This is a genomic window from Hymenobacter sp. YIM 151858-1 (assembly GCF_025979705.1).
Taxonomy (GTDB): Bacteria; Bacteroidota; Bacteroidia; order Cytophagales; family Hymenobacteraceae; genus Solirubrum.
Genome location: NZ_CP110136.1, coordinates 3,455,181 through 3,477,029, shown reverse-complemented (window position 1 = coordinate 3,477,029; position 21,849 = coordinate 3,455,181). Strand labels below are relative to the sequence as shown.

24 protein-coding genes are annotated in these 21,849 nt (G+C 59.8%); 13 read left to right on the top strand and 11 right to left on the bottom strand.

Annotation, left to right across the window (positions count from 1 at the left end):
- Positions 1–167: 167 nt before the first annotated feature.
- Complete coding sequence (locus tag OIS50_RS15415) at positions 168–800, top strand: murein L,D-transpeptidase catalytic domain-containing protein (protein ID WP_264691527.1); 633 nt, start codon at positions 168–170, stop codon at positions 798–800.
- 12 nt (positions 801–812) lie between these two features.
- Here the strand turns inward: OIS50_RS15415 and OIS50_RS15410 are convergent, their stop codons facing one another.
- Positions 813–1,952, bottom strand: a complete 1,140-nt coding sequence (locus OIS50_RS15410; RefSeq protein ID WP_264691526.1) for a DnaJ domain-containing protein — start codon at positions 1,950–1,952, stop codon at positions 813–815.
- 176 nt (positions 1,953–2,128) lie between these two features.
- On the opposite strand from OIS50_RS15410, the gene OIS50_RS15405 reads away from it, so the two are divergent.
- The 3 genes from OIS50_RS15405 to OIS50_RS15395 are packed head-to-tail and all read left to right on the top strand — an operon-like array spanning position 2,129 to position 4,001.
- Positions 2,129–2,497, top strand: a complete 369-nt coding sequence (locus OIS50_RS15405; protein ID WP_119445580.1) for a phage holin family protein — start codon at positions 2,129–2,131, stop codon at positions 2,495–2,497.
- A gap of 21 nt (positions 2,498–2,518) precedes the next feature.
- Positions 2,519–3,250 (top strand): hypothetical protein, encoded by a 732-nt coding sequence (locus OIS50_RS15400; RefSeq protein WP_264691525.1) that lies wholly within the window; start codon positions 2,519–2,521, stop codon positions 3,248–3,250.
- Positions 3,228–4,001 (top strand): phosphoglycerol geranylgeranyltransferase, encoded by a 774-nt coding sequence (locus tag OIS50_RS15395; protein ID WP_264691524.1) that lies wholly within the window; start codon positions 3,228–3,230, stop codon positions 3,999–4,001. Before OIS50_RS15400 ends, OIS50_RS15395 begins: the two co-directional genes overlap by 23 nt.
- 71 nt (positions 4,002–4,072) lie before the next feature.
- Here OIS50_RS15395 and OIS50_RS15390 read toward each other — a convergent pair whose 3' ends face one another.
- The 7 genes from OIS50_RS15390 to panC all read right to left on the bottom strand — a co-directional run bounded on the left by OIS50_RS15390 (position 4,073) and on the right by panC (position 10,227).
- Positions 4,073–4,996 (bottom strand): helix-turn-helix domain-containing protein, encoded by a 924-nt coding sequence (locus OIS50_RS15390; protein WP_264691523.1) that lies wholly within the window; start codon positions 4,994–4,996, stop codon positions 4,073–4,075.
- A 159-nt stretch (positions 4,997–5,155) separates the two neighbouring features.
- On the bottom strand, positions 5,156–6,295 hold the full coding sequence (locus tag OIS50_RS15385) for an acyl-CoA dehydrogenase (protein ID WP_264691522.1): 1,140 nt from the start codon (positions 6,293–6,295) through the stop codon (positions 5,156–5,158).
- Positions 6,296–6,552: 257 nt separating this feature from the next.
- The gene (locus OIS50_RS15380; RefSeq protein WP_264691521.1) at positions 6,553–7,245 is read right to left on the bottom strand and encodes a zinc metallopeptidase; all 693 of its coding nucleotides are present in this window, start codon (positions 7,243–7,245) and stop codon (positions 6,553–6,555) included.
- Positions 7,246–7,324: 79 nt separating this feature from the next.
- Entirely contained in the window at positions 7,325–7,819 is a 495-nt protein-coding gene (rfaE2, locus tag OIS50_RS15375) for a D-glycero-beta-D-manno-heptose 1-phosphate adenylyltransferase (RefSeq protein ID WP_264691520.1), read from the bottom strand.
- Positions 7,803–8,864 (bottom strand): lysylphosphatidylglycerol synthase transmembrane domain-containing protein, encoded by a 1,062-nt coding sequence (locus tag OIS50_RS15370; RefSeq protein ID WP_264691519.1) that lies wholly within the window; start codon positions 8,862–8,864, stop codon positions 7,803–7,805. Before OIS50_RS15370 ends, rfaE2 begins: the two co-directional genes overlap by 17 nt.
- Positions 8,865–8,954: 90 nt before the next feature.
- The gene (gene panD / locus OIS50_RS15365) at positions 8,955–9,302 is read right to left on the bottom strand and encodes an aspartate 1-decarboxylase (RefSeq protein WP_264691518.1); all 348 of its coding nucleotides are present in this window, start codon (positions 9,300–9,302) and stop codon (positions 8,955–8,957) included.
- A 70-nt stretch (positions 9,303–9,372) separates the two neighbouring features.
- Positions 9,373–10,227 (bottom strand): pantoate--beta-alanine ligase, encoded by an 855-nt coding sequence (gene panC, locus OIS50_RS15360; RefSeq protein WP_264691517.1) that lies wholly within the window; start codon positions 10,225–10,227, stop codon positions 9,373–9,375.
- A gap of 116 nt (positions 10,228–10,343) precedes the next feature.
- On the opposite strand from panC, the gene OIS50_RS15355 reads away from it, so the two are divergent.
- The 4 genes from OIS50_RS15355 (at position 10,344) to OIS50_RS15340 (ending at position 16,163) form a co-directional block, all read left to right on the top strand.
- On the top strand, positions 10,344–11,156 hold the full coding sequence (locus OIS50_RS15355; RefSeq protein ID WP_264691516.1) for a glycogen/starch synthase: 813 nt from the start codon (positions 10,344–10,346) through the stop codon (positions 11,154–11,156).
- Positions 11,157–11,202: 46 nt separating this feature from the next.
- A complete protein-coding gene (locus OIS50_RS15350) occupies positions 11,203–12,636 on the top strand; it encodes a DUF4270 domain-containing protein (RefSeq protein ID WP_264691515.1) in 1,434 nt (477 codons plus the stop codon).
- Between the two features lie 87 nt (positions 12,637–12,723).
- Positions 12,724–14,559, top strand: a complete 1,836-nt coding sequence (gene glmS / locus OIS50_RS15345) for a glutamine--fructose-6-phosphate transaminase (isomerizing) (protein WP_264691514.1) — start codon at positions 12,724–12,726, stop codon at positions 14,557–14,559.
- 113 nt (positions 14,560–14,672) lie between these two features.
- On the top strand, positions 14,673–16,163 hold the full coding sequence (locus tag OIS50_RS15340) for a DUF6056 family protein (RefSeq protein ID WP_264691513.1): 1,491 nt from the start codon (positions 14,673–14,675) through the stop codon (positions 16,161–16,163).
- Here the strand turns inward: OIS50_RS15340 and OIS50_RS15335 are convergent.
- Positions 16,160–16,855: a 3-hydroxyacyl-CoA dehydrogenase family protein gene (locus OIS50_RS15335; RefSeq protein ID WP_264691512.1), complete on the bottom strand. Its 696-nt coding sequence runs from the start codon at positions 16,853–16,855 to the stop codon at positions 16,160–16,162. The two genes, OIS50_RS15340 and OIS50_RS15335, sit on opposite strands and share 4 nt — an antisense overlap.
- A gap of 57 nt (positions 16,856–16,912) precedes the next feature.
- On the opposite strand from OIS50_RS15335, the gene OIS50_RS15330 reads away from it, so the two are divergent.
- The 5 genes from OIS50_RS15330 to OIS50_RS15310 all read left to right on the top strand — a co-directional run bounded on the left by OIS50_RS15330 (position 16,913) and on the right by OIS50_RS15310 (position 20,889).
- Complete coding sequence (locus tag OIS50_RS15330; RefSeq protein WP_264691511.1) at positions 16,913–17,302, top strand: RidA family protein; 390 nt, start codon at positions 16,913–16,915, stop codon at positions 17,300–17,302.
- A gap of 57 nt (positions 17,303–17,359) precedes the next feature.
- Complete coding sequence (locus OIS50_RS15325; protein ID WP_264691510.1) at positions 17,360–17,551, top strand: hypothetical protein; 192 nt, start codon at positions 17,360–17,362, stop codon at positions 17,549–17,551.
- A 265-nt stretch (positions 17,552–17,816) separates the two neighbouring features.
- Positions 17,817–19,373, top strand: a complete 1,557-nt coding sequence (gene gltX, locus OIS50_RS15320) for a glutamate--tRNA ligase (RefSeq protein ID WP_264691509.1) — start codon at positions 17,817–17,819, stop codon at positions 19,371–19,373.
- A 231-nt stretch (positions 19,374–19,604) separates the two neighbouring features.
- Positions 19,605–19,988: a hypothetical protein gene (locus OIS50_RS15315; RefSeq protein ID WP_264691508.1), complete on the top strand. Its 384-nt coding sequence runs from the start codon at positions 19,605–19,607 to the stop codon at positions 19,986–19,988.
- A 121-nt stretch (positions 19,989–20,109) separates the two neighbouring features.
- Positions 20,110–20,889: a TIGR00266 family protein gene (locus OIS50_RS15310; RefSeq protein WP_264691507.1), complete on the top strand. Its 780-nt coding sequence runs from the start codon at positions 20,110–20,112 to the stop codon at positions 20,887–20,889.
- A 116-nt stretch (positions 20,890–21,005) separates the two neighbouring features.
- Here the strand turns inward: OIS50_RS15310 and OIS50_RS15305 are convergent, their stop codons facing one another.
- On the bottom strand, positions 21,006–21,206 hold the full coding sequence (locus OIS50_RS15305) for a hypothetical protein (RefSeq protein WP_264691506.1): 201 nt from the start codon (positions 21,204–21,206) through the stop codon (positions 21,006–21,008).
- A 78-nt stretch (positions 21,207–21,284) separates the two neighbouring features.
- Entirely contained in the window at positions 21,285–21,803 is a 519-nt protein-coding gene (locus tag OIS50_RS15300; protein WP_264691505.1) for a toxin-antitoxin system YwqK family antitoxin, read from the bottom strand.
- Positions 21,804–21,849: the final 46 nt, after the last annotated feature.

The following is a 21,849-nucleotide window of genomic DNA, read 5'->3' as shown; positions in this document are numbered from 1 at the left end:
GTCCATCACCACTCCCAAAAGCCTCCGAGAAATCGGAGGCTTTTTTTGTTACGTGCCTTTTGCCAAACCGATTGCGCCTACCACCGATCAGTGTTCAACCGCTCAATAATGGATGACCAACGGTATGCTTGTGGAACAGGCCCGGCCCCATACTGTTCGATTTGCCTGTGCCCCATTTGCAAAAGCCGCTGAGCGCGCCGGTACGCGGGCTTGCCTCCACACTCCGGGCAACACCTCCCCTGCCGGCGCTGGTTCTGATCGGGGCACTTCTGAGCAATTGCTCGGCAAATCCCGCAACCGAGCTGGCCGACGAGCTGCCACTGGCCTACTACCGCAGCCTGCTGGAGCCGCACCTAGGCCGGCGCTTCAACGAGCGGGTGGCGTTCTTCGTCGATCTGACGCGCCCTTCCAATCAAACCCGCTTCTTCGTGCTCGACCTGAAAACGAACCAGGTGCTGGCCCAGGGGCTCTGTTGCAACGGCCGCACCAATGCCGCCGGCGAGGTTGTTTACTCCAACACCCCCAACTCAAACTGCAGCTCGAAGGGGGCAGCGAAGGTGTCGTACGCCTACAACGGGCAATTTGGCAAAGCTTACAAGCTCGAAGGCCTGGAGACGAGCAACAGCAATGTGTTTGCCCGGGCGGTGGTGCTGCATGCGCACAGTTGCGTGCCGGCCGAGCCTACCTCCTACCCTATTTGCGAAAGCCAGGGCTGCCCTACGGTGAACCCGGCTTTTCTGGCAACGCTGGCCGGGTACATCGACCACAGCCCCAAACCGATACTGCTTTACGTACGGTAGGCCTGGCAGCACTTAGCGGCCGCAGGCGTTGCGCCGCCGGGCATCCTCGGCGGGCAGATACCCTAGGCGGGCGCCGCGCCGAAAAAACTCGCAGGCCGCCGATTTGCGGTTTTGTTTCTGGGCCACCCGCCCCAGCAGGAAATACACCTGCCCGTTGTCGGGTTTGAGGAGCAGCACTTGCTGGTAATCGGCCAAAGCAGCGGGGTAGTCGCCTAGCTTGAAGTAAGCCAACCCGCGGTAGGTAAGCCATTTAACCGAAGGCGAATGGCTTCCGGCGCGTTGCCGCAAGCCAATGCTCAGGTCGCGGGCGGCGGCCATAAACCGCCGCTGCTCGAACAACGATACCTCGCCCCGGGCCAGCCAGGCATTGGTAAGGGCGGTATCGAGGGCCAGCGCGCGGCTAAAGCTGCGTACCGCGGCCCGGTGCTTGCCCAATTCGGTTTCGCATTGGCCAACCCGGTACAGCAGCTCCGCCACCAGCACGCGGTTGTCGGCTTCGCGCAGCGCGGCTTTGTAGTTGGCGTTGGCGGCGGCATAGTTGCGGTATACCAGCTGCTCGATTTCGCCCCGGCGGCGCAGGGCCCCTAGGTGGTTGGGCTGCACTTCGAGCGTCTCACTCAAATACCCGTGCGCCGTGCCCCAGCGCCGCTGCGCATACGCTCTCAGGCCCTGCCGGTAGTTATCGCCGGCTGCCACGCGCTCCACCACCAATTTTACACCTAGGGCAAACAGCGCAACACCCAGCAGCAGGCCAACCACCAGGATGTAGTCTTTGCGGGTGAAGCGGGCCTTCTGGCGGCGCACGTAGTGCCGCTCGGCCGACGAAGCCGGCCGGCGCGTGCGCAGCGGCTGGGGTGGCGGCATGGGCACGCCGTACACGTGCTGGGCCTGCGGCCGAAAGGCCTGCGCCCGCCGGGCTTCGTCGGCCCGGAGCTTGGCCAGGTGCAGCTGGTGGTCGTAGCTAGCCCGGCGGGCCTGGTCGGAAAGCACCTTGTAAGCCGCCACCACGGCTTTAAAATGCTCTTCGTGCAGCTTGCTGCCCCCGTTGCGGTCGGGGTGGTAGCGTAGGGCCAGCTGCTTGTAGGCCTGCTTAATGTCGGCCAGCGTGGCCGTGGGCGCAATGCCCAGCACCTGGTAGAGAGTTTGGCTCACGATGGCAGACGAAGGGTTGTGGTAAAAATACGGGGAAGTTCAGACGCGCAGCGGCCTTTTCCGTAGATACCCTCGACCTGCAGAACGATGCCCCAGGGGTTGGAGTTCGGCCGGGCTTTCTACTTTTCCGCTTCTTTACGATCCAAACCACTCACCTAAACAAACCTCGCCGCTGCATGGCTACCGACGACGACAAAACGCCCCGCAACGATTCGCTGATGGGCAACCTAATGGGCTACATCGACACGCGCATCGATTTGGTGCGCCTGGAGGTGCAAGAAAAAGTCAAGACGGCATTTGTCGGCACGGCCCAAGGCGTGACCCTAGGACTGCTCGGGCTGCTCTTTTTGGTATTCCTGAGCATCTTCGCGGGCCTGGCCCTCAACGATGCACTGGATAGCCCGTTTTGGGGCTTTGGCATTGTGGCGGGCTTTTATTTGCTGCTGCTCATCGTTTTCTTGGTGGGCGTAGGCAAAAAACTCTACCAGGGCCTGGCCGATAAAATGCTGAGCAATACCATTTACAAATCGGACAAGCGCCAATAACCCACCAACCGTTTTAGCGCGATGAGCGAATTGCATAACCCGCTGTTCGACGACGAACGTGAATTTCTGGAGCGCCAGAAGCAGGAGTACGAGCGTGCTCTGCTCGGCGACGTAGACCATATCAAGGAACGCACCACGCAAGTGGGCAAGTACGTGGCCATTGGTGCCGCCCTGCTGGGCGGCGTGTGGCTCGTGAGCAAAGCCCTAGGTGGCCGCGACGACGATGACGACGAGGAGGACTCATCGCGCCGCCGGCGGAAGAAGCTGAAAGGCAAAAAAGCGAAAAGCGGCCGCCGCAAAGCGCAGCTGGTAGCCCACTCCGACGATTATCATTTTGGTTCGGGCATCAGCCCCAGGGCGCAACTGGCCCCGCCGGTGTACCATGCCACTGCCGCCGCCGATGGCGACCCGTTTCCGGCGTTTGATGCCTCAGAACCGTATTCGGCGGGTGTGCCGGCCGTGGCCTCGGGGTATCAGTCGCAGCAGCGCGGCAGCTACCGCCCACAGCCCGAGCCCGAACAAGGCTCCATGGTGTGGGATACGCTCCGGGCCTTGGCCGAGTCTGATACGGGCAAAATGCTCATCGGTCAGCTGTCGGGGGTGGTTATCGCCCTTGTCACGCGCAAAGTGAGCGAGTGGATGGATGTAAACAAAAATTCGGACCTTGCAGCTTCGGCCACTGAGCCCGAAACCAAGGACATCGACTTTGTCATCCACCACGACGACGCGCATGCGCCTGACCCCACTGCATGATGCCCTGCGCCACCGCTGCTCCCGCGGCCAGAAGTCTCTGGCCGTGCTGCTCGACCCCGACGACCTCGACGAGGCCGGTACGCGGCGTATTCTGGCGCTAAGCAACACGCATTCCGTTGATTACTTCTTCGTAGGGGGCAGCCTGGTGACTTCGCAGCACCAGGCTGCCCTTATTCGCTTGCTCAAAGCCCACTCGCCGGTGCCGGTAGTGCTGTTTCCGAGCAACAGCCTGCACATTGATGCGCAAGCCGATGCCATCCTGCTGCTCTCACTGATTTCGGGCCGTAACCCCGATTTCCTGATTGGCCAACACGTGGTGGCAGCACCGCTGCTGCGCGCCAGCCAGCTCGAGATTCTGCCAACAGGTTATATGCTCGTCGACTCGGGTCGGCAGACCACGGCCAGCTACATGAGCGGCACCACGCCCCTGCCCCACGACAAGCCCACCATTGCGGCCTGTACTGCTATGGCGGGCGAGCAGCTGGGCCTAGGTCTGATTTACCTCGATGGCGGCAGTGGGGCTATGCACCCCGTGTCGCCCGCCATGATTGGGGCCGTGCGCCAGGCCGTCGAGCTGCCCGTTATTGTGGGCGGCGGCATCAACACCGGCGAAAAAGCCCATGCCGCCCTAGCGGCCGGGGCCGACGTTATCGTAATCGGCAACCAGATCGAGAAAGACCCCGAGTTCCTGGGCGAGGTGTCGCGCGTGGTGCACGGCTTCAACACCGTCCTCGACGCTGCGCTTAACTAAGCACAACGCCCCAAAGCAAAAGCCCGCAGCACCAGGTGGTGCTGCGGGCTTTTGCTTTGGGGCGCCCTAGGTTAGATGTTCATGGCCGACTCGCGGCGGCGCATCTTGCCAGCCGGAATGCCGAACATCATCTTGAAGCGGCGGCAGAAGTACGCGGTGTCTTTGTAACCCACTTCCTTGCCGATGTCGCGGATGCTCTTTTTGGTAGTGCGCAGCAGGAACACGGCGCGCTCCATGCGCTGGTACTCGATGTAATCCTGCGGGTTAATGCCCGTCAGCATCTTGAAGTACTGGCCCACGTAATCCTCCGACACGTTGGCCACGCCCGACAGCACCTTGTTCGACAAGTCGCCGCCTAGGTTTTCCTTGATATAGTTGAACAGGTCGATCAGGCGTGGGTCCTTGAAGTACGTGCTGTTGGTGGCCAGTTGCTCCACAAACATCTTGTTCTTCAAGATGTAGCGTATGATTTCAACAACGATGTTCTCGGTATAAATCGAAATCAGACGCTCGCGGCCCGGTAGCTCCTGCAAGCTTTCTTCCACCACCTTAATCACCAGGTTGGCCAGCTTCGAGTTGCCGCTGATGAGGAAGGCCGGCACGTCGAGCGACGCGAAGAAGTTCACCGAGTCGAACACCTTGGCCTCGAACGATACGAACGAGTGGCTTTCCTCGGCGTCCGAAATTAGGTCGAGGTCGGTGTTGGAATGGAAGAACTTGTCCTTGTTGCTGATCAGGTCGTCGTTGGTGATGGTTTTGCCGCCTGCCTCGCCATAGCTCACGCGGGTAGCCCGGCCGCCCGGAATGAAGAGCATGTCGCCTTCCTCCACCACGGTGTCCTCATCGCCAAACGAAATACGCCCCTTGTGCAACAAGATGAGGTTGTTGCCTACATCGTAGGAGTTGCGCACGGTGAAGGGCTGCTGCAACACCAGGTTCTTAGCCTTGATGTAGCGCACACCGAGCGATTCTATGACTTTATTATAATCTTCCATATTCGGACGCGGGAGTGGTTGGCTGACTACCAGCGGACTACGGCTTCGCCGCTGTTTAGACAATGCAAAATAAGATATAAAAATTCACAAAAACGAAAACCCAGCCAGAAATTTGGCTGGGTTTTGTGCAAGGATTCTGACTTTAAGGCAATTCCGATTTTACTTCAGGATTTCCCGCGAGATTACAATTTTCTGAATCTCAGAAGTTCCCTCATAAATCTGGGTGATTTTGGCGTCGCGCATCAGGCGCTCTACGTGGAATTCTTTCACGAATCCGTAGCCCCCGTGCACCTGTACGGCCTCCACCGAAGTTTCCATGGCAACCTTCGAAGCGAAGAGCTTTGCCATAGCCCCCGACTTGGCGTAGTCGAGGTGGGCGTCCTTGTCGTGAGCGGCTTGCAGGCACAGCAAACGGGCCGCATCGATGTTGGTAGCCATATCGGCCAGCTTGAACTGGATGGCCTGGTGCTGCGAAATCGGCACACCGAATGCCTTGCGCTCTTTTGAGTACTTAACGGCCAGTTCGTACGAACCCGAAGCAATACCTAGGGCTTGCGCAGCAATGCCAATGCGGCCACCGGCCAGCACCTGCATGGCGAACTTGAAGCCGAAGCCGTCTTCGCCGATGCGGTTCTCCTTGGGCACTTTCACGTCGGTGAACATGAGCGAGTGCGTATCGGAGCCGCGGATGCCCAGCTTGTTTTCCTTCGGACCAATTACAAAACCCGGAGTATCGCGCTCCACAATCAGGGCGTTGATGCCGCGGTGGCGCAGCTCGGGGTTAGTTTGGGCAATTACCAGGTATACCGAGGCCGACGAGCCGTTGGTAATCCAGTTTTTGGTGCCGTTCAGCAGGTAATGGTCGCCCATATCTACGGCGGTGGTGCGCTGCATGGTGGCGTCGGAACCAGCCTCGGGCTCTGATAAGCAGAATGCGCCGATGATTTCGCCGGTAGCCAGCTTGGTCAGGTATTTCTGCTTTTGCTCCTCGGTGCCGTACTTCTCGAGGCCCCAGCAAACCAGCGAGTTGTTTACCGACATGATAACCGAACACGAGGCATCGACCTTGGAAATTTCTTCCATGGCCAGCACGTACGACACGGTATCCATGCCGCCGCCGCCGTACTCGGGGCTCACCATCATGCCCATAAAGCCCAGCTCGCCCATCTTTTTGATTTGCTCGGCGGGGAATTTCTGGTGTTCGTCGCGCTCGATTACGCCGGCCCACAGTTCGTTCTGGGCAAATTCGCGGGCCGCGGCTTGCACGGCGAGTTGTTCTTCGGTGAGCTGAAAGTTCATGTGGGAATGGGAAAAAGAGGCTTGGCACCTACCGGGGTCCGGCAAGGCGCCGCGAAATTACAAGCTGGTGAGTGGTTATCAACCGATAAGCAGCATTAAACGCACCGATGCGCACGCTAAGTTATAAGCTGCTTGCATAACATGGCTAACGGGCGTTAGGTTTAACTACTGTTTGCCTTGCTGAACACCTAGGCAGCAAAAACAAAGCGCCCGCAATTGCGGGCGCTTGTATTGGGTGCGGATGCCGGCTGCGGGCATTAGTTGCGACGGCTGCTGCCCATAAAGATGCTTACGTAGTACAGCAGCGTTGCCAGCGAGCTGATAGCAGCTACTACGTACGTCATGGCGGCCCACCACAAGGCGTCTTTGGCCAAGGCGTGCTCCTGCGCCGTTACGATGCCCCGCTTATCGATCCAAACCAGGGCCCGGCGCGAAGCATCGAACTCCACGGGCAGCGTAATGAAGCTAAACAGTGTGGTGAGAGCAAACAGGGCAATGCCGATGCCCAACGGAATGAGCGTGGATTGCACCATGAAAATGCCCGCAATCAGGATGAACGGCATAAAGCGCGAGACGGCGCTCAGGGCCGGCACCATGGCCGAGCGGAACTGCAGCATGCCGTAAGCGGTGGCGTGCTGCACGGCGTGGCCGCACTCGTGGGCGGCTACGGCGGCGGCAGCGGCCGAGCGGCCTTCGTACACCTCTTCGCTTAGGTTTACGGTTTTGTCGGCGGGGTTGTAGTGGTCGGTTAGGCGGCCCGAGGTCGAAATCACGCGCACGTCGTGAATGTTGTTGTCGGCCAGCATCAGCTCGGCTATCTGCTTGCCCGACAGCCCCGACTGCAACCCGATGTGGGAGTACTTGGTGAATTTGCTGCGGAGGCGCCACTGAATACCCATGCTCACGACCATGAGCAGGATCATCAGCATATAAAAAGCGTTCGGACTCATCGTCTGGAGAAAGTTAAGGCGTGTGAAAGTGTAAGAGCGTGGTGCCCGGCAACTAGCAGCCCAACTGACTTCGAGCGTGCTAAGCGCCGGTACTGCCCTCGGCCTGGCGCATGCGCTCCACTATGCGGGTTGTGCTGTAACCAGGCACCAGAGGTACGGTTTGCACCTGCCCCCCGTTGCTTAACACAAACTCGTGGCCCACGATTCCGCTGATGGCGTAGTCGTCGCCCTTTACCAGCACATCGGGCCGCACGAGGTGGATAAGCTCCAGCGGGGTAGGCTCGCCGAACAGCACCACGGCATCTACAAACAAAAGCGAGGCCAGCACCCGCGCGCGTGACATTTCGTCTTGCAGCGGGCGCCCGGGCTTCAGGCAGCTTACCGAGGCATCGGTGTTCAGGCCCACCACCAGCACGTCACCTAGGGCGCGGGCTTTTTCGAGGTAATCGACATGCCCTAGGTGCAGCAGATCGAAACAGCCGTTGGTGAATACGATGCGCTTGCCTTGCTGGCGCCAGCCGCTAAGCACGGCGGGCAACTGCTCGCAGGTCAGGATTTTATCTTTCGTCGGCATGGGTTACAGACAGTTCGGCAGACTCGGCCGTGGCTACGCGGGCGTTGCGGCCGGCCTGCATCATGCTAGCCACAAAGCTGATGCCGCCCATGAGCACCACCAGCAACGTTTGGGCACCGTGCACCACCAGCGCATAGGCAATGCCGGCCTCGGGCGAAACCCCGAACACGATAAGTATGCTTTGCACCAGCAAATGGAAGGTACCAATGCCGCCCGATACCGGAGCGGCCATGCCAAACGCCCCAAACGTAAGCACCGCCAGGCCCGCCCGCGCGCCCAAGTTGTAGGTTTCGGGAAAGGCGAAGAAGACCAAGTAATCCATCAGGAAATACACCAGCCAGGTGAAGAAGGTATGCAGTAAAAAAAGGCCCTTGTTCTCGAGCTTCCGAATGCTGAACACGCCTTCGAGCAAGCCCCGCACGAATTTGATGATGCGGTTGAAAAAGCGGTTTTCGTTGATGCGCTCGAGGTTGCGCCAGAGCGCATAAGCCACAATTAGCAGCAGCACGCCGGCAATAACAGCAGCCCACAGCAAAGGCGTGCGGTTGCGGGCCAGGGCATCATACTGGGCTTGCCCACCCAGGAGCTTATCTACCACAAACGCCCAGAACTTGTGGAAGTCGAGCAGCAACGTGGCGCCCAACAGGCCAAACAGCACCAGCACATCAATAACGCGCTCGGTGATAACCGTGCCCACGGCCACGTGCACCGGCACCCCGCTCGTGCGGCGCAGTACCGAACACCTGATGACCTCGCCCATGCGGGGCAGCACCATGTTGGCCAGGTAGCCCACCATCATGGCGTGGTATACCTGCCAGAAAGGCGCCCGGTAGTTAGCCGCATCCAGCTGCATTTTCCAGCGGTAACTGCGGCTGAAGTAGCCCAGCACCGACAGCGCCATGGTTAACCCAAGCCAGCTGTAGTCGGCTTCAAGCATGTACTGCCCAATGCGGCTCAGGTCCTGGCCCCGAATGGCGTAAATCATCAGGGCTGCCGAAAAAGCTAGCAGCAAGGCGTATTTCAGTATATCGAGTACCCGTTTCACTCTATCTGATTGGGTAAGACTAATCGGGGCAAAGCACCAAAAACAAAGCCAGCAGCAAGGCTACTGGCTTCGGGTGCTGATGCAATATGGCTAAACCAGCCGGTTGTGTTGGTCGGGAAACACAAGCGTTGGCTTGTGTTCGCGCGCCACGGCGAAGTCGATGAGGCAGTAGGAAAAGATAATGACGATGTCGCCGACGGCTACCCGACGGGCTGCCGGACCGTTCAGGCACACCATGCCCGAGCCCCGCTCGCCTTTGATGGTATAGGTTTCGAACCGCTCGCCGTTGTTGACGTTCACCACCGTCACCTTCTCGTTCTCCACCATGTTGGCGGCGTCGAGCAGGTCTTCGTCGATGGTGATGCTGCCCACGTAGTGCAGCTCGGCCTGCGTGACTTTGGCGCGGTGTATCTTGGATTTTAGAACCTCAATGTGCATGGGTAAGCGGTGCGGGTAATAGGGCGGCAAAGATACGCAAATAAGGTCCGCTCCGCTGCGGGTGCCCGTCCTAGGTCAGCGAGAGTACCACGTTGTCAATCAGCCGTACGCCGCCAAGCCACACTGCCAGGCAAATCACCGCTTCTTGCCCGGGCGCCGCGGTTGCCGGTAGTGGCTGCAGCGAACGGGCGTCGGCCACCTCCAGGTACTCCACCTCAATTTCCGGATGGGCACCTAGGAAGCCGATAGCCGCTTGCTGCGCCACCGCCGGTCGCCTGGTTTGCTGAAGTTGTTCGGCCGCCAGCTGCAGAGCTTCGTACAGGCGCGGCGCCACGGCCCGGGCCTCGGGCGTAAGCCTGCGGTTGCGCGACGACATGGCCAGCCCGTCGGCTTCGCGAATGGTTGGGCAGCTCACCAGGTCCAGATCGAAGCTTAAATCCTGCACCAACTGGCGCACAACCGCTACTTGCTGCCAATCCTTCTGCCCGAAATAGGCGCGGTGCGGCCGCCCCAGGTGAAACAACTTGCTCACCACGGTAGCCACCCCGTTGAAATGTCCGGGCCGGTGCGCCCCTTCCATTACGTTCTCGAGGGCGCCAAAATTAAACTGCAGCACCGTAGGCTGCGGGTACATATCCGCTACCGCGGGGCTAAATAAAGCTGTACAGCCCGTTCCGCGCAGCATTTCGGCGTCTGATTCGGGCACCCGGGGATATAATTTGAAATCTTCGCTGTTGTTGAACTGCGTGGGATTCACAAATATGCTCACCACCACCTCGTCGTTTTGGGCTGCAGCAGTGCGTACTAATTGCAAATGACCTTCGTGCAGGGCCCCCATGGTGGGCACAAAGCCGATGCTACGGCCCTCGCGGCGCCATTTTTCGGTAAGGGCTTGCAACGCCGCGGCGGTTTCAAGTATCTCCATGTCAGGCAGACGGCCCCGGACGCCCGGGGTAAGCATAGTGGATTTATCGGGCAAAATTGTTTAATTTTGTGCGTCCCAATGGTGTTTCCTTTTCCTAACTTCTCCATTAACCCCGTATGTCGAAGCTGAGAATTCTCTATGCTGCCACGGAAATCAATCCGTTTTTGCAAACGACCCGGGTAGCGGAGTTCCTGCGGCGCCTGCCGCAAGGCATGCAGGAGATGGGGATGGAAATCCGCATTTTCGTACCCCGCTTCGGCATCATCAACGAACGCAAAAACCGCCTGCACGAGGTGGTTCGGCTCTCGGGCATCAACATTGCCGTGGGCGAAGATGAAAAGCCGCTTATTATCAAAGTGGCCTCCATTCCGAACGCGAAGCTACAAGTATACTTCATCGACAACGAAGATTACTTCCACCGCAAATCGGTACTGCGCGACAAGAACGACCAGTTCCACGCCGATAACGACGAGCGGGCTATCTTCTTCTGCAAGGGCGTGCTGGAAACCGTTAAGAAACTTGGCTGGGCTCCGGACATTGTGCACTGCAACGACTGGATGACGGGCCTGATGCCGTTGTACCTGAAGACGACTTACAAGAAAGACCCCATCTTCAAAGATGCGAAGTCGATCTTTACCGTTTACAACAACGAGTTCGACTACAAATTCGAAGGCGACATCATCGAGAAGGCCAAGATGCTTGACATCGACGACTCGATGCTGGCGGCCCTGCAATCGGCCGATTTCACTGGTTTTGTGAAGATTGGCATGGAGTACGCCGACTCGGTGGTGCGTTCCGACGAGGATTTCAGCGAAAATCTGAACGCTCTTTTCCAGGAATACTCGCAGCGCCACAGCCTAGGCCGGGTGGCCGACGACGAGAACCTGCTTAGCTCATACTACGCCCTTTATAATGAATTGGCCAACTAGGCTATTGACCCTGCGGACGTCGACGGCTTTGCTGTTGGCGTCCGCTTTGTTTTCGCTCGGTTCGTGCGAAGATGCCAACGAGCTAGGCCTGGATGTGCCGGGCTCTGCCTCCGTCGATACGAAGTACGAGGACTTCCCCGTAACTGCATCTACCATCTGGCAGGATTCGTTACTCACCCAGCGGCGCACGCGCTTCTTGGTAGGCCGGCTCACCGACGCTAACACGCGCGGTACGCTGGAGGCTCGCGCCTATTTGGAAGTACAGCCCAGCTTCGACCCGAATAACAACCCGCTGCCCTCCAAATTTGCCGGGCAAAACCCGCAGCTCGATTCCATCGTGCTGACGGCTGGCTTCGACCGCGTGTACGGCAGCGCTACCCAGCCTGTGCGGCTGAGTTTGTACGACTTGGACAAGCCGCTGGATGAGCGAACTACCTACAACTCCACCAGCCGCCCGGCCCTAGGTCAGGCAATCGTGGAGAATGCCTTGGTGTCGCTCAACCGGACGATCCGCAACAAAGCCAACACGGCCGATAGCATCCAGTTGCCGTTGCGTATCCTGATTTCCGGTTCGCAGCCCACTGCCTTTGCAACGGCTCTGTTTAACCTGATGAAGGCCACCACCACCGAAACGCTTTCGCAGCAGGAGCTGCAGCGCGTTTGGCGGGGCCTGGCCATTCTTCCGGGCGCTGGCACCGAGCGTACGGTTATAGGATTCGACCGCTCGGGAATTTCGCAGGTTCTGGTTTACTACCGGGTTAATACCACATCGGGCACCTCGCCTACCGAACAGAAGGCGTACCGCTTCAATTATGTGAATAGCACGGGTGCCGTTGCCGATCCACGGTTCTTTACCAATCTCCGGTATGATTTGAGCAGCGCCGGAGCACCGTTTAGTTCGCTTAACGGTAACAGCGCTGCCGAAGTACCTGCCAACTTGCTTGATAATACCAGTTACGCGCAGGATGGTACTGGCCTGTCAACCAAGCTGGTCATTCCAGGCTTGGAGCAGCTTCGAGCCCTGCAACAGCGCGAAAACATCATTATCAACCGCGCCGAGCTGATTGTACCTCTGAAAGCGGGCTCAAACCTCGTGTATCCGGCACCCAGCAGCTTGTACCTCTACGAGGCCAACGCTCGTAATCAGGTGCTGAAAACGAATAACGGCTTGACCCAGTCTTTGCGCTTTGTACTAGGCGAGAACGTGAACTCCCAGGGGCAGCGGCTCGAAGCCCAGCTAACCCGCCAAAACACAGCGACGGGTGTTAGCAACAACTACACAGCCCTGCTTACAACCTACGTTCAAACGTACGTAACCAATCAGCTCGCAACGCCCTACCCGGCGGCATTTATTCTTTCGCCAACGCTGCGGCGGGAACTACGCGGAAACGAAACCAGTTTGCCGCTTTCCCTCGACCGGGCCACCATCGACGCCAGCAACATTCGCTTGCGTGTGTACTACTCCAAACCTGGAGCTTAGTAAAACTAACCTTAGGTAACCCCGGCACGAGCTTTGCTAGGGGCCGACGACTTTTTTAACTGAACTTTACTTTTCTTCTGACACACTATGTGCGGAATTGTAGCTTACATCGGGCACCGTGAAGCCTGCCCCATCATCATCAAAGGTCTGCGCCGTCTGGAATACCGCGGCTACGACTCAGCGGGCGTTGCCTTGCTCAACGGCGACTTGAAAGTATTCAAGAAAAAGGGCAAAGTTGCCGACCTTGAAGCCTTTATTGCCGACAAGAATGTGCATGCTCACGTAGGTATGGGCCACACCCGTTGGGCCACGCACGGCGAGCCGAACGATGTGAACGCGCACCCGCACTACTCTACTTCTGAGCGCATTGCCATCATTCACAATGGCATTATCGAGAATTACGCCGCTCTGAAGCAGCACTTGATTCAGCAGGGCCACGAGTTCCACTCCGACACCGACACGGAGGTATTCGTGAACCTGATTGAGGAAATTCAGAAGCAGAACAAATGCTCGCTGGAAGAAGCGGTACGCCTGGCCCTCCACGAAGTGGTAGGTGCTTACGCCATCGTGGTGCTAAGCAAGGACGAGCCGAACCAACTCATTGCAGCCCGCAAAGGCTCGCCGATGGTAATTGGCGTGGGCGACAACGAGTTCTTCCTGGCTTCGGATGCTACCCCCATCATTGAGTACACCAACGAGGTGGTGTACGTGAACGACTACGAAATCGCGGTAATCCGCGACGGCAAGCTCGACATCCGCAGCAAAGAAGACGTACCCCAAACTCCTTACATCCAGAAGCTGGAGCTGGAGCTCGACAGCATCGAAAAGGGCGGCTACGAGCACTTCATGCTGAAGGAAATCTACGAGCAGCCCAAATCGATTCTGGACTCGATGCGTGGCCGTTTGGAGCTGGAGGCCGGTCACCTGAACATGGGCGGCGTACGTGCCTTCGAGCAGAAATTCATCAATGCCCAGCGCATTATTATTGTGGCTTGCGGTACCTCGTGGCACGCCGGCCTGGTGGCCGAGTACCTGATTGAGGACCTGGCGCGCATTCCGGTAGAGGTGGAATACGCTTCGGAGTTCCGCTACCGCAACCCGGTGCTGTCGGAGCGCGACATCGTAATTGCGATTTCGCAGTCGGGCGAAACGGCCGACACGCTGGCCGCCATTGAGCTGGCCAAGAGCAAGGGCGCTACCATTTTCGGTATTTGCAACGTGGTGGGCTCGAGCATTGCCCGCGCCACCGACGCGGGTGCTTACACCCACGCGGGCCCGGAAATCGGGGTGGCTTCGACGAAAGCATTTACTGCCCAGGTAACGGTGCTGACGCTGCTGGCCATGATTGTGGGCCACCGCCGCGGTACGTTGTCGGACCAGCGCTTGCGCGAGCTGACGATGGAGCTGCACACCATTCCGCAGAAGGTAGAAAAGGCACTGGAGCTTGACACCGAGATTCGTCAGATTTCGGAAATTTTCAAGGACGCCGCCAACTTCCTGTACCTGGGCCGCGGCTATAACTTCCCGGTAGCGCTGGAAGGCGCGCTGAAGCTGAAGGAGATCAGCTACATCCACGCCGAGGGTTACCCGGCAGCCGAGATGAAGCACGGCCCCATCGCCCTGATCGACGAGAACATGCCGGTGGTGGTTATTGCCACCCGCGACAGCTCGTACGAGAAAATCGTATCGAACATTCAAGAGGTGAAAGCCCGCAAAGGCCGCATCATCGCCATCGTAAGCGAAGGCGACACGGTGATTCCGCCGATGGCGGAGTTCGTGGTGGAGGTACCGCACACCTCCGACGAGCTGATGCCGTTGGTATCGGTGATTCCGCTGCAGCTGCTCTCGTACCACATTGCGGTGCTGCGGGGCTGCAACGTCGATCAGCCGCGTAACCTGGCTAAATCGGTAACGGTAGAGTAAGCTGCCTCAGCTAAAAGAAAAAAGCGCCTCAATGGGAGGCGCTTTTTTTATGCACTTTCGGTACTGTTCAGCTTCTTGTTGCTGCATTAAACAACTCCTGCTCGTTGCCTGCCGTGAAAACTGCTTTATCGGCCAAACCCCGGCGCCTAGGTGCTGCGCTGCTTACCGTGGCCATTGGGCTGGGCTTGTTGCCTTTTCTGGCGCTGTGCTGGTATGCACATCCGTCGGCCGATGATTTTCTGATGGCCACGCAGGTAGGCAAAAACGGGCATTTCGGGCAGATAACTTATTTGTACACGCAGTGGACGGGCCGCTACACTTCGGCCGTGCTGTGGGCCTTGCTGCACCCCGTAACGTACGGTTTCATCACCGAAGGGTACGGCCTGGTTTGCCTGCTCACAATTTTGGCGGTACCGGTGGCGGGTTTTGCTATGCTGCGCCTGCTGCTGGGCAAGCATTTCAGCCGCGGCCAACTGTGGTCGGGTAGCGGCCTGCTGACCTTGTTGTTCCTGTTCCAGATGCCCAGCCCCGCGGAGGCGTTTTACTGGGTTACCAGCAATTACAACTACCTGCTGCCGGCCGTGCTGACGCTCGTTTGGCTGGGCGTGCTGGCCCAATACGCCAACAGCGCCAGCCGCCAAACCCAACGCAACTGGCTGGTAGCGGCATGCCTGCTGGCCGTGGCGATTGTAGGCGGTAACGAAACCAATGCCGTGCCCTTGCTCCTAGGTACCGGGGCCGTTGCGTTGCTGAGCAGCCTGCAGCAACGACGCATAGCCCGGGGTTACGTGGTGCTGGCCTTGGTGGTGGCCGCGGCTTGCGCGGCTACGATTCTGGCACCGGGCAATTTTGTGCGGCTCGACCAATCGACGCGGCAGTACACTTGGTGGCAAGCGCTAGACAAAGGCGGACTAACGGCTTACCGCCTCGTGGTAAATTGGCTCGGCAACGGCGTGTTGGCGGCGGTTGCGGGGCTGCTCGCGCCCGTGGCCTTCAGGCTAAGCAAGAAAGCCGACCTGCCGCTCAACCGCCTGGCCCGCCGTCCGCTGCTGATGCTGGTGCTGATGGCCGTTTCGTTGGTGCTGCTGATGTTTGTGGCTTTCTGGACGACGAGCCTGGCCATGCCGCCCCGGTCGAAGAACGTGCTGTACCTGTTCTTTCTGGTGTGGTGGTTTCTCCACGCTTACGCATGGGCCCGGTACTTCTGGCGCAAGCTCGATGTGCAGGCGGTTTCGGTACCTAGGGCCGTGCAGGTGGCGCTGGTGCTCTGGATAGCGTTGGTGTTTGCGTTCGGGCACACCCGCCGGATGCGCGGCCGCGAGCCACGCGAAAACGCCAACAACATTGTGGTGGCCTACCGCGACTGGCTAGGTGGCGCCGCCGCGCGCTACGACCGGCAGCTCACCGCCCGCTACGCCTACTTGCACACGCCCACGCCGCCCGATGTAGTAGTGGCGCGCCTGCAAGAACCGCCCGCTACCATCCTGTTTTCAGACCTGGAAACCAACCCCAACGACTGGGCCAACCAAGCCTACGCCGAGTACTTTGGCAAGCGCAGCATCCGCATACCCGAAGCCCCGGCCCCGGCTGTTCAGCAACCCTAAAGCGCGAAGCTTTCCTGGCGCTGCACCATGCGCTTGAGCAGTGGGCAGATTTTGTACCGCTCGTCGCGGGTATCTTCCCAGAGCGTATTCAGCACCTCGTACACGCGCTCGACGCCGATGGCATTGGCCCACTCGAAGGGGCCTTTGGGGTAGTTCGTGCCGAGCTTCATGCCCAGGTCGATGTCGCGGATGCTGGCCGTGCCCTCTTGCAAGGTGTAGCAGGCCTCGTTGATGATCATGCACACCACGCGCGGCGTCACCAGGCCCACGCGGTCTTCTACCACGCGGTACTCGGTACCTAGGGCGGCGCATACCTGGGCAAGCGGCTGGGCGTCGGCAGGGTCGAGCAGGCTGACTTCGAGCAGGCTGCGGTTGAGCAGCGTGGGCAGGCCGCAAAAACCGAACACCGGGTAGGCTGGCCGGGCCGCGCCGAAGCGCGAAGCCAGCGACTCGGTCGCGGCTTCGACAAACGCCACGATGCCCGCTTTCTCTTCGTAGAGCGGGCCGTAGTTGCCGAAATCGAACACCACATCGGCGGTGGGCAGGGCCTCGTCGAGCAGCGGCATGGCGGTTTCCAGCTCGTCGACGAGGCGGCCGCCGGCCTCGGGCACGAAGGTGTACTGGTGCTGCGCACCGAACTTTTCGCGGAGTTCGGCTGCGAGGTGCTGGCCGTCGAGGATGAGCAGGTGCATCGTTTTGGCTAAGTTCAGGCCACGAAAATAGGGCTTCGGCCCGCTCTTAGCATTCTTATGGCAAATACCATCATCAACTCGCCCGAAGCGCCGGCCCCCATCGGGCCCTACAGCCAGGCCGTGCAGGCCGGCAACACCATCTACGTATCGGGCCAAATTGCCCTCGACGCCTCGGGCGGGCAGCTCATCGGCGAAGGCGACGTGCAGGCCCAAACCCACCAGGTAATGCGCAACCTGCAGGCCGTGCTGGCCGCCGGCGGCTACGCCCTGCCCGACGTGGTGAAGTGCAGCATCTTCGTGAAAGACCTGGGGCACTTCGGCACGATCAACGAAATCTACGGTTCGTACTTCGGCCAGGGCCCCTACCCCGCCCGCGAAACCGTGGAGGTAGCCCGCCTGCCCAAAGACGTGCTGGTGGAAATTTCGTGCATCGCCGTAAAAGGCTAGCCGCACACTAAGCCCGGCCGCCCGGCGTTGGCCCTAGGTACGTTAAACAAAACCGTTATGAAAGAGCTCGGAATTGGCTTATTTCTGGTGGGGCTGGTGTCGTTGGTGTTGCCCTTCGTGGGCATGAAATTCATGTTTCTGGGCTGGATTGAGCAGTGGGGCGAAACCACGGCCTGGCTTATCCGGGGCGGCGTAACGCTGCTCGGGCTGGTGCTCTGGCTTTCGTTCCGCCACCGAGACGCGGTTTAGTTAATGAGTTTTGGAGTTTAGGAGTTGGTGAGTTGTGAGGGGAAGAGTTGCCTAGGTGCCCTTGGGCCAAAACGCGCAGGCGACCTAGGACCTCGGCCGTTCAGTTGTTCAGTTGCTGAGCCTGACCTTCACAACTCGCCAACTCCCAAACTCAAAACTCGCTAACTCCTAAACTCATTAACTCCAAAACTCCCTGACTTCCTTCCTACCTTTGCGCCGCTGTTAGGCCCCTGCAGTTGGTTGGGGCCCGATATTGTCGTTTCGTATGGAAAGAGAAGTTCGGGTGCGTTTTGCGCCCAGCCCGACCGGGCCGCTGCACATTGGCGGCGTGCGCACTGCGCTGTATAACTACCTGCTGGCCCGCAAGTTGGGTGGCAAGATGCTGCTGCGCATCGAAGACACCGACCAAAACCGCTTCGTACCCGGCGCCGAGCAGTACATCATGGATTCGCTGCGCTGGTGCGGCATCGAGATTGACGAAGGCCCCGAGCAAGGCGGCCCGCACGCACCGTACCGCCAGAGCGAGCGGAAGCCCATGTACATGCAGTACGCCATGCAGCTCATCGAGGCCGGCCACGCGTACTACGCTTTCGATACGCCCGAGGAGCTCGACGCTATGCGCGCGCGCCTCACGGCGGCCAAGGTGCCCAACCCGCAGTACAACAGCATTACGCGCACCCAAATGCGCAACTCCCTCACGCTGCCCGACGAGGAAGTAAAGCAGCTGCTCGAGAGCGGCGCGCCGTACGTGATTCGCCTGAAGGTGCCGCGCAAGGAAGAAGTGCGCTTTAACGACCTCATCCGCGGCTGGGTGGTGGTGCACTCGTCCAGCATCGACGACAAAGTGCTGATGAAGTCGGACGGCATGCCCACGTACCACCTGGCGAACATCGTGGACGACCACCTGATGGAAATCACCCACGTGATTCGGGGCGAAGAGTGGCTGCCCTCGGCCCCCTTGCACGTGCTGCTGTACCGCTACCTAGGCTGGGAAAGCACCATGCCGCAGTTTGCCCACTTGCCCCTGCTGCTGAAGCCCGACGGCACCGGCAAACTGAGCAAGCGCGACGGCGACCGGCTGGGTTTTCCGGTGTTCCCGCTGGAGTGGCACGGCAAAGACGCCGAAACCGGCGAGCCGACCGTGAGCAGCGGCTACCGCGAATCGGGCTACCTGCCCGAGGCGTTCATCAACTTCCTCGCCTTCCTGGGCTGGAACCCCGGCACCACGCAGGAGCTGTTTACGATGCCGGAGCTGATCGACGCCTTCACGATTGAGCGCGTGAGCAAGTCGCCGGCCCGCTTCGACCAAAACAAAGTGCGCTGGTACAACGAGCAGTACCTACGCGTCAAGCCCGACAGCGAGCTGGCCCAGTACCTCACCGAGGCCCTGCAGCAGCAAGGCCTGGAGGCCAATTTGCCCGCCGATAAAGCCGAGCAAATTGCCGGCCTGGTAAAGGAGCGCGCCACGTTCCCGGCCGATCTGGCCCGCGAGGCCCGCTTGTTCTTCGAGCGCCCCGCCGCCTACGACGAGCAGGTCATCAGCAAGAAGTGGAACGCCCAGGTGGCCGCCGCCCTAGGTGAGTTTGCCCAGGAGCTGCCCGCGGCCGCCGACACCACCCCCGACGGCATCAAGGCCCTGCTGACGCAGGTACTGGAGCGCCAGGGCATCAAAATCGGCCAGGTGTTGCAAGCCCTGCGCGTAGCCGTAACCGGCGCCGCCGCCGGCCCCGATCTGATGGCCATTATGAGCATCTTGGGTACCCAGGAAACGGCCGAGCGCATTCAGGCGGCCGTGGCGGCGCTGGCGCCGCAGGCCAGCTAGCAGCCGGGTTTAATCCTTGATTGGCTTTGGAGAGCCTGCCGGCACATCGTTGCCGGCGGGCTCTCTTTTTTGGTGGCATGGCTGGCAACCGGGCGGCGCGGCAAGTAGCCGGCCCGGAACGCATCCGATACCGGGGCCGCTACGTAGGTGAGAAGCTACGCGGCCGCCTTGTTTTGCGCCAAAAGTGCAGCGGGGCGGGCGCGGCATACACCAACCTAGGCGCGACCCATCATGGCCAAGAAACCTGTCAAGAAAAAACAGCAGGACCCCGAAAAAAAGCCCCGGGTCCACAAAGAGCTGGAGGGCTTCGAAATAAAGGTGAACCCGCTGGGCGAAATCACCTCCACCTATAGCATCGAGCAGATCAACGAGTTTCTGAACCGCCACGTGCGCGACAAGAAGCTGGTGAACCGCGAAGGCCAGTTCGGCGAAAAAGCGCTTGAAGAAGCCGCTGCCGAGGCCGAAGAGGCGGATTTTCCCATCGAGGAAGGCGAAGCGGCCGAGCCCGAAGAGTCGGACGAAGATTTCATGCGGCGCACTTCGCGCGAGGCCAAGCGCAGCAAAAAAACCGCCGACGACGCAGCCCTGCCCGCCGGCCCCACCGCCGACGAATAGCTTACGCCGCCCAACAACCGGCTGCCCGTGCCCGGTACCTGGCCCCGCGCCCAGGTGCCGGGCACGGCTTTTTTATACCGACTTTGCTATACTTGCTGCCACACCAACTAGCTGCTTACCTATGCGTTCACACGACGTTGATTACCGCATCCTTGGCCACGATATACAAGTAGTAGAAATTGAGCTCGACCCGGGCGAGTCGGTTATTGCCGAGGCGGGCACCATGGTGTACATGGACGAGCCCATTGCCTGGGACACGCGCATGGGCGACGGCTCGGAGCCCGAGCAGGGCTTCTTCGGCAAGCTGCTCTCGGCCGGCACGCGCATGATTACGGGCGAGTCGTTGTTCATGACGCACTTTACCCACGCCGGGCACCACGGCAAAGCCCGCGTAGGCTTTTCGGCCCCCTACCCCGGCACCATCATGCCCCTCGACCTAAGCACCTTGCCCAACGGCCTGATTGTGCAGAAGGACGGCTTTTTGGCCGCCGCGCGGGGCACCAAAATCGGCATTCACTTCAACCAGCGCATCGGCTCGGGCTTGTTTGGCGGCGAGGGCTTCATTCTGCAAAAGCTCACCGGCGACGGCAAGGCGTTTATCCACGCGGGCGGCACCGTAATTGAGCGGCGCCTGAACGGCGAAATGCTGCGCGTAGATACGGGCTGCGTGGTGGCGTTTGAGCCGGGCATCGAGTTCAGCATTGCCCGGGCCGGCAACCTCAAGTCGATGATTTTTGGCGGCGAAGGCCTGATGCTGGCCACGTTGCGCGGCACCGGCCGCGTATGGCTGCAAAGCATGCCCGTGAAAAAACTCATTCAGGCCCTGATGCCCAACGGCGCCAACGCGCAAAAGGAAAGCGGCACCGTGCTGGGCGGCCTGGGCCGGATGTTCGACCAATAACCGACCTAGGGTACTGCCCTAAGCCAAAAGGCGGCGCTGCTTACGTAGCGCCGCCTTTTTTTAGGCATGAGAGCAAGACCCAGGGCGCTGCCGCGGCGGCTTTGCCCAACTAGCAACTAAACCGGATTGCCGCCAATCATGGACCCGGCAATTACGCCCAGGCTGGCCAGCAGGGCCAGCACCAGCAGGCCCAGCAAACCCAGCACGGCACGTTTGCCCAAAATGCTTTTCGATTCGGTTACGACCCGGCGCCGGTAGCGCTTCTTGCGCGATACATACGGCTGCGAAGCGACTTCAGAAGCAGTAAATGTGTGCAATGCAGGTGGGGTTTGGGAGTAGAACGATTACGATAAATATATAATCGACCAAATAATAAACAAGGAAAGACGATAGGATTATTTGCTGCGGGAGCTGCCGCTTCGGGGTGCGGCATTGGGCCTGGCTACTCCTGCACCTTTTGCCATGCGGTGGCCTTTTTCGTACAGCTCCCAGTTTGTGGCGTGCCCGGTGCTATCGTAAAGCTGCCACAGCCCAAACCAATAGTACTGCACCACGGCAGTGTCGCTTTCGAGGCGGGCCTGCCCGCGCCGCGCTACTTGCCCGTTTGGGTGAAAATGACGCACCAGCATGAGTCCGCCCGGCCGGTACCGGTCGTCGTGGTCGAGCTTGCCCGCAAAAGTGTAGTAGCGCCAGTGGCCACGCGGCCGCCCGTGTTGGTAGTGCCCGCGCGAGGCCAGCCTGGTGTTGGCGCTATCGAAGTAGGCGCGCCAGGGGCCGTGCCGCTCCTGCCGGGCATCGAGCCGGTTGCGCGACCAAAACCCGATGGGCCCGCGCGGCGCCTGGCAGGCCGCTAGCGCGGCAGCCAGCAGCACTGCGCAGCCAACCCATGCTAGCCTCCTAGGTGATGATTCCATCGGGACAAGGTAGCAGCCCTGCCCGCCTGCTGCAACGGCCGGAGTA

What these genes read in the sequence shown, in the direction of transcription:
- gltX (WP_264691509.1), top strand. Translation starts at nt 17,817, where the DNA reads ATGGAAAGAGAAGTTCGGGTGCGTTTTGCGCCCAGCCCGACCGGGCCG.
- OIS50_RS15300 (WP_264691505.1), bottom strand. Translation starts at nt 21,803, where the DNA reads ATGGAATCATCACCTAGGAGGCTAGCATGGGTTGGCTGCGCAGTGCTG.
- OIS50_RS15310 (WP_264691507.1), top strand. Translation starts at nt 20,110, where the DNA reads ATGCGTTCACACGACGTTGATTACCGCATCCTTGGCCACGATATACAA.
- OIS50_RS15385 (WP_264691522.1), bottom strand. Translation starts at nt 6,295, where the DNA reads ATGAACTTTCAGCTCACCGAAGAACAACTCGCCGTGCAAGCCGCGGCC.
- panD (WP_264691518.1), bottom strand. Translation starts at nt 9,302, where the DNA reads ATGCACATTGAGGTTCTAAAATCCAAGATACACCGCGCCAAAGTCACG.
- OIS50_RS15335 (WP_264691512.1), bottom strand. Translation starts at nt 16,855, where the DNA reads ATGCACCTGCTCATCCTCGACGGCCAGCACCTCGCAGCCGAACTCCGC.
- OIS50_RS15395 (WP_264691524.1), top strand. Translation starts at nt 3,228, where the DNA reads ATGCGCCTGACCCCACTGCATGATGCCCTGCGCCACCGCTGCTCCCGC.
- OIS50_RS15380 (WP_264691521.1), bottom strand. Translation starts at nt 7,245, where the DNA reads ATGAGTCCGAACGCTTTTTATATGCTGATGATCCTGCTCATGGTCGTG.
- glmS (WP_264691514.1), top strand. Translation starts at nt 12,724, where the DNA reads ATGTGCGGAATTGTAGCTTACATCGGGCACCGTGAAGCCTGCCCCATC.
- OIS50_RS15390 (WP_264691523.1), bottom strand. Translation starts at nt 4,996, where the DNA reads ATGGAAGATTATAATAAAGTCATAGAATCGCTCGGTGTGCGCTACATC.
- OIS50_RS15315 (WP_264691508.1), top strand. Translation starts at nt 19,605, where the DNA reads ATGGCCAAGAAACCTGTCAAGAAAAAACAGCAGGACCCCGAAAAAAAG.
- rfaE2 (WP_264691520.1), bottom strand. Translation starts at nt 7,819, where the DNA reads ATGCCGACGAAAGATAAAATCCTGACCTGCGAGCAGTTGCCCGCCGTG.
- OIS50_RS15325 (WP_264691510.1), top strand. Translation starts at nt 17,360, where the DNA reads ATGAAAGAGCTCGGAATTGGCTTATTTCTGGTGGGGCTGGTGTCGTTG.
- panC (WP_264691517.1), bottom strand. Translation starts at nt 10,227, where the DNA reads ATGGAGATACTTGAAACCGCCGCGGCGTTGCAAGCCCTTACCGAAAAA.
- OIS50_RS15355 (WP_264691516.1), top strand. Translation starts at nt 10,344, where the DNA reads ATGTCGAAGCTGAGAATTCTCTATGCTGCCACGGAAATCAATCCGTTT.
- OIS50_RS15405 (WP_119445580.1), top strand. Translation starts at nt 2,129, where the DNA reads ATGGCTACCGACGACGACAAAACGCCCCGCAACGATTCGCTGATGGGC.
- OIS50_RS15400 (WP_264691525.1), top strand. Translation starts at nt 2,519, where the DNA reads ATGAGCGAATTGCATAACCCGCTGTTCGACGACGAACGTGAATTTCTG.
- OIS50_RS15330 (WP_264691511.1), top strand. Translation starts at nt 16,913, where the DNA reads ATGGCAAATACCATCATCAACTCGCCCGAAGCGCCGGCCCCCATCGGG.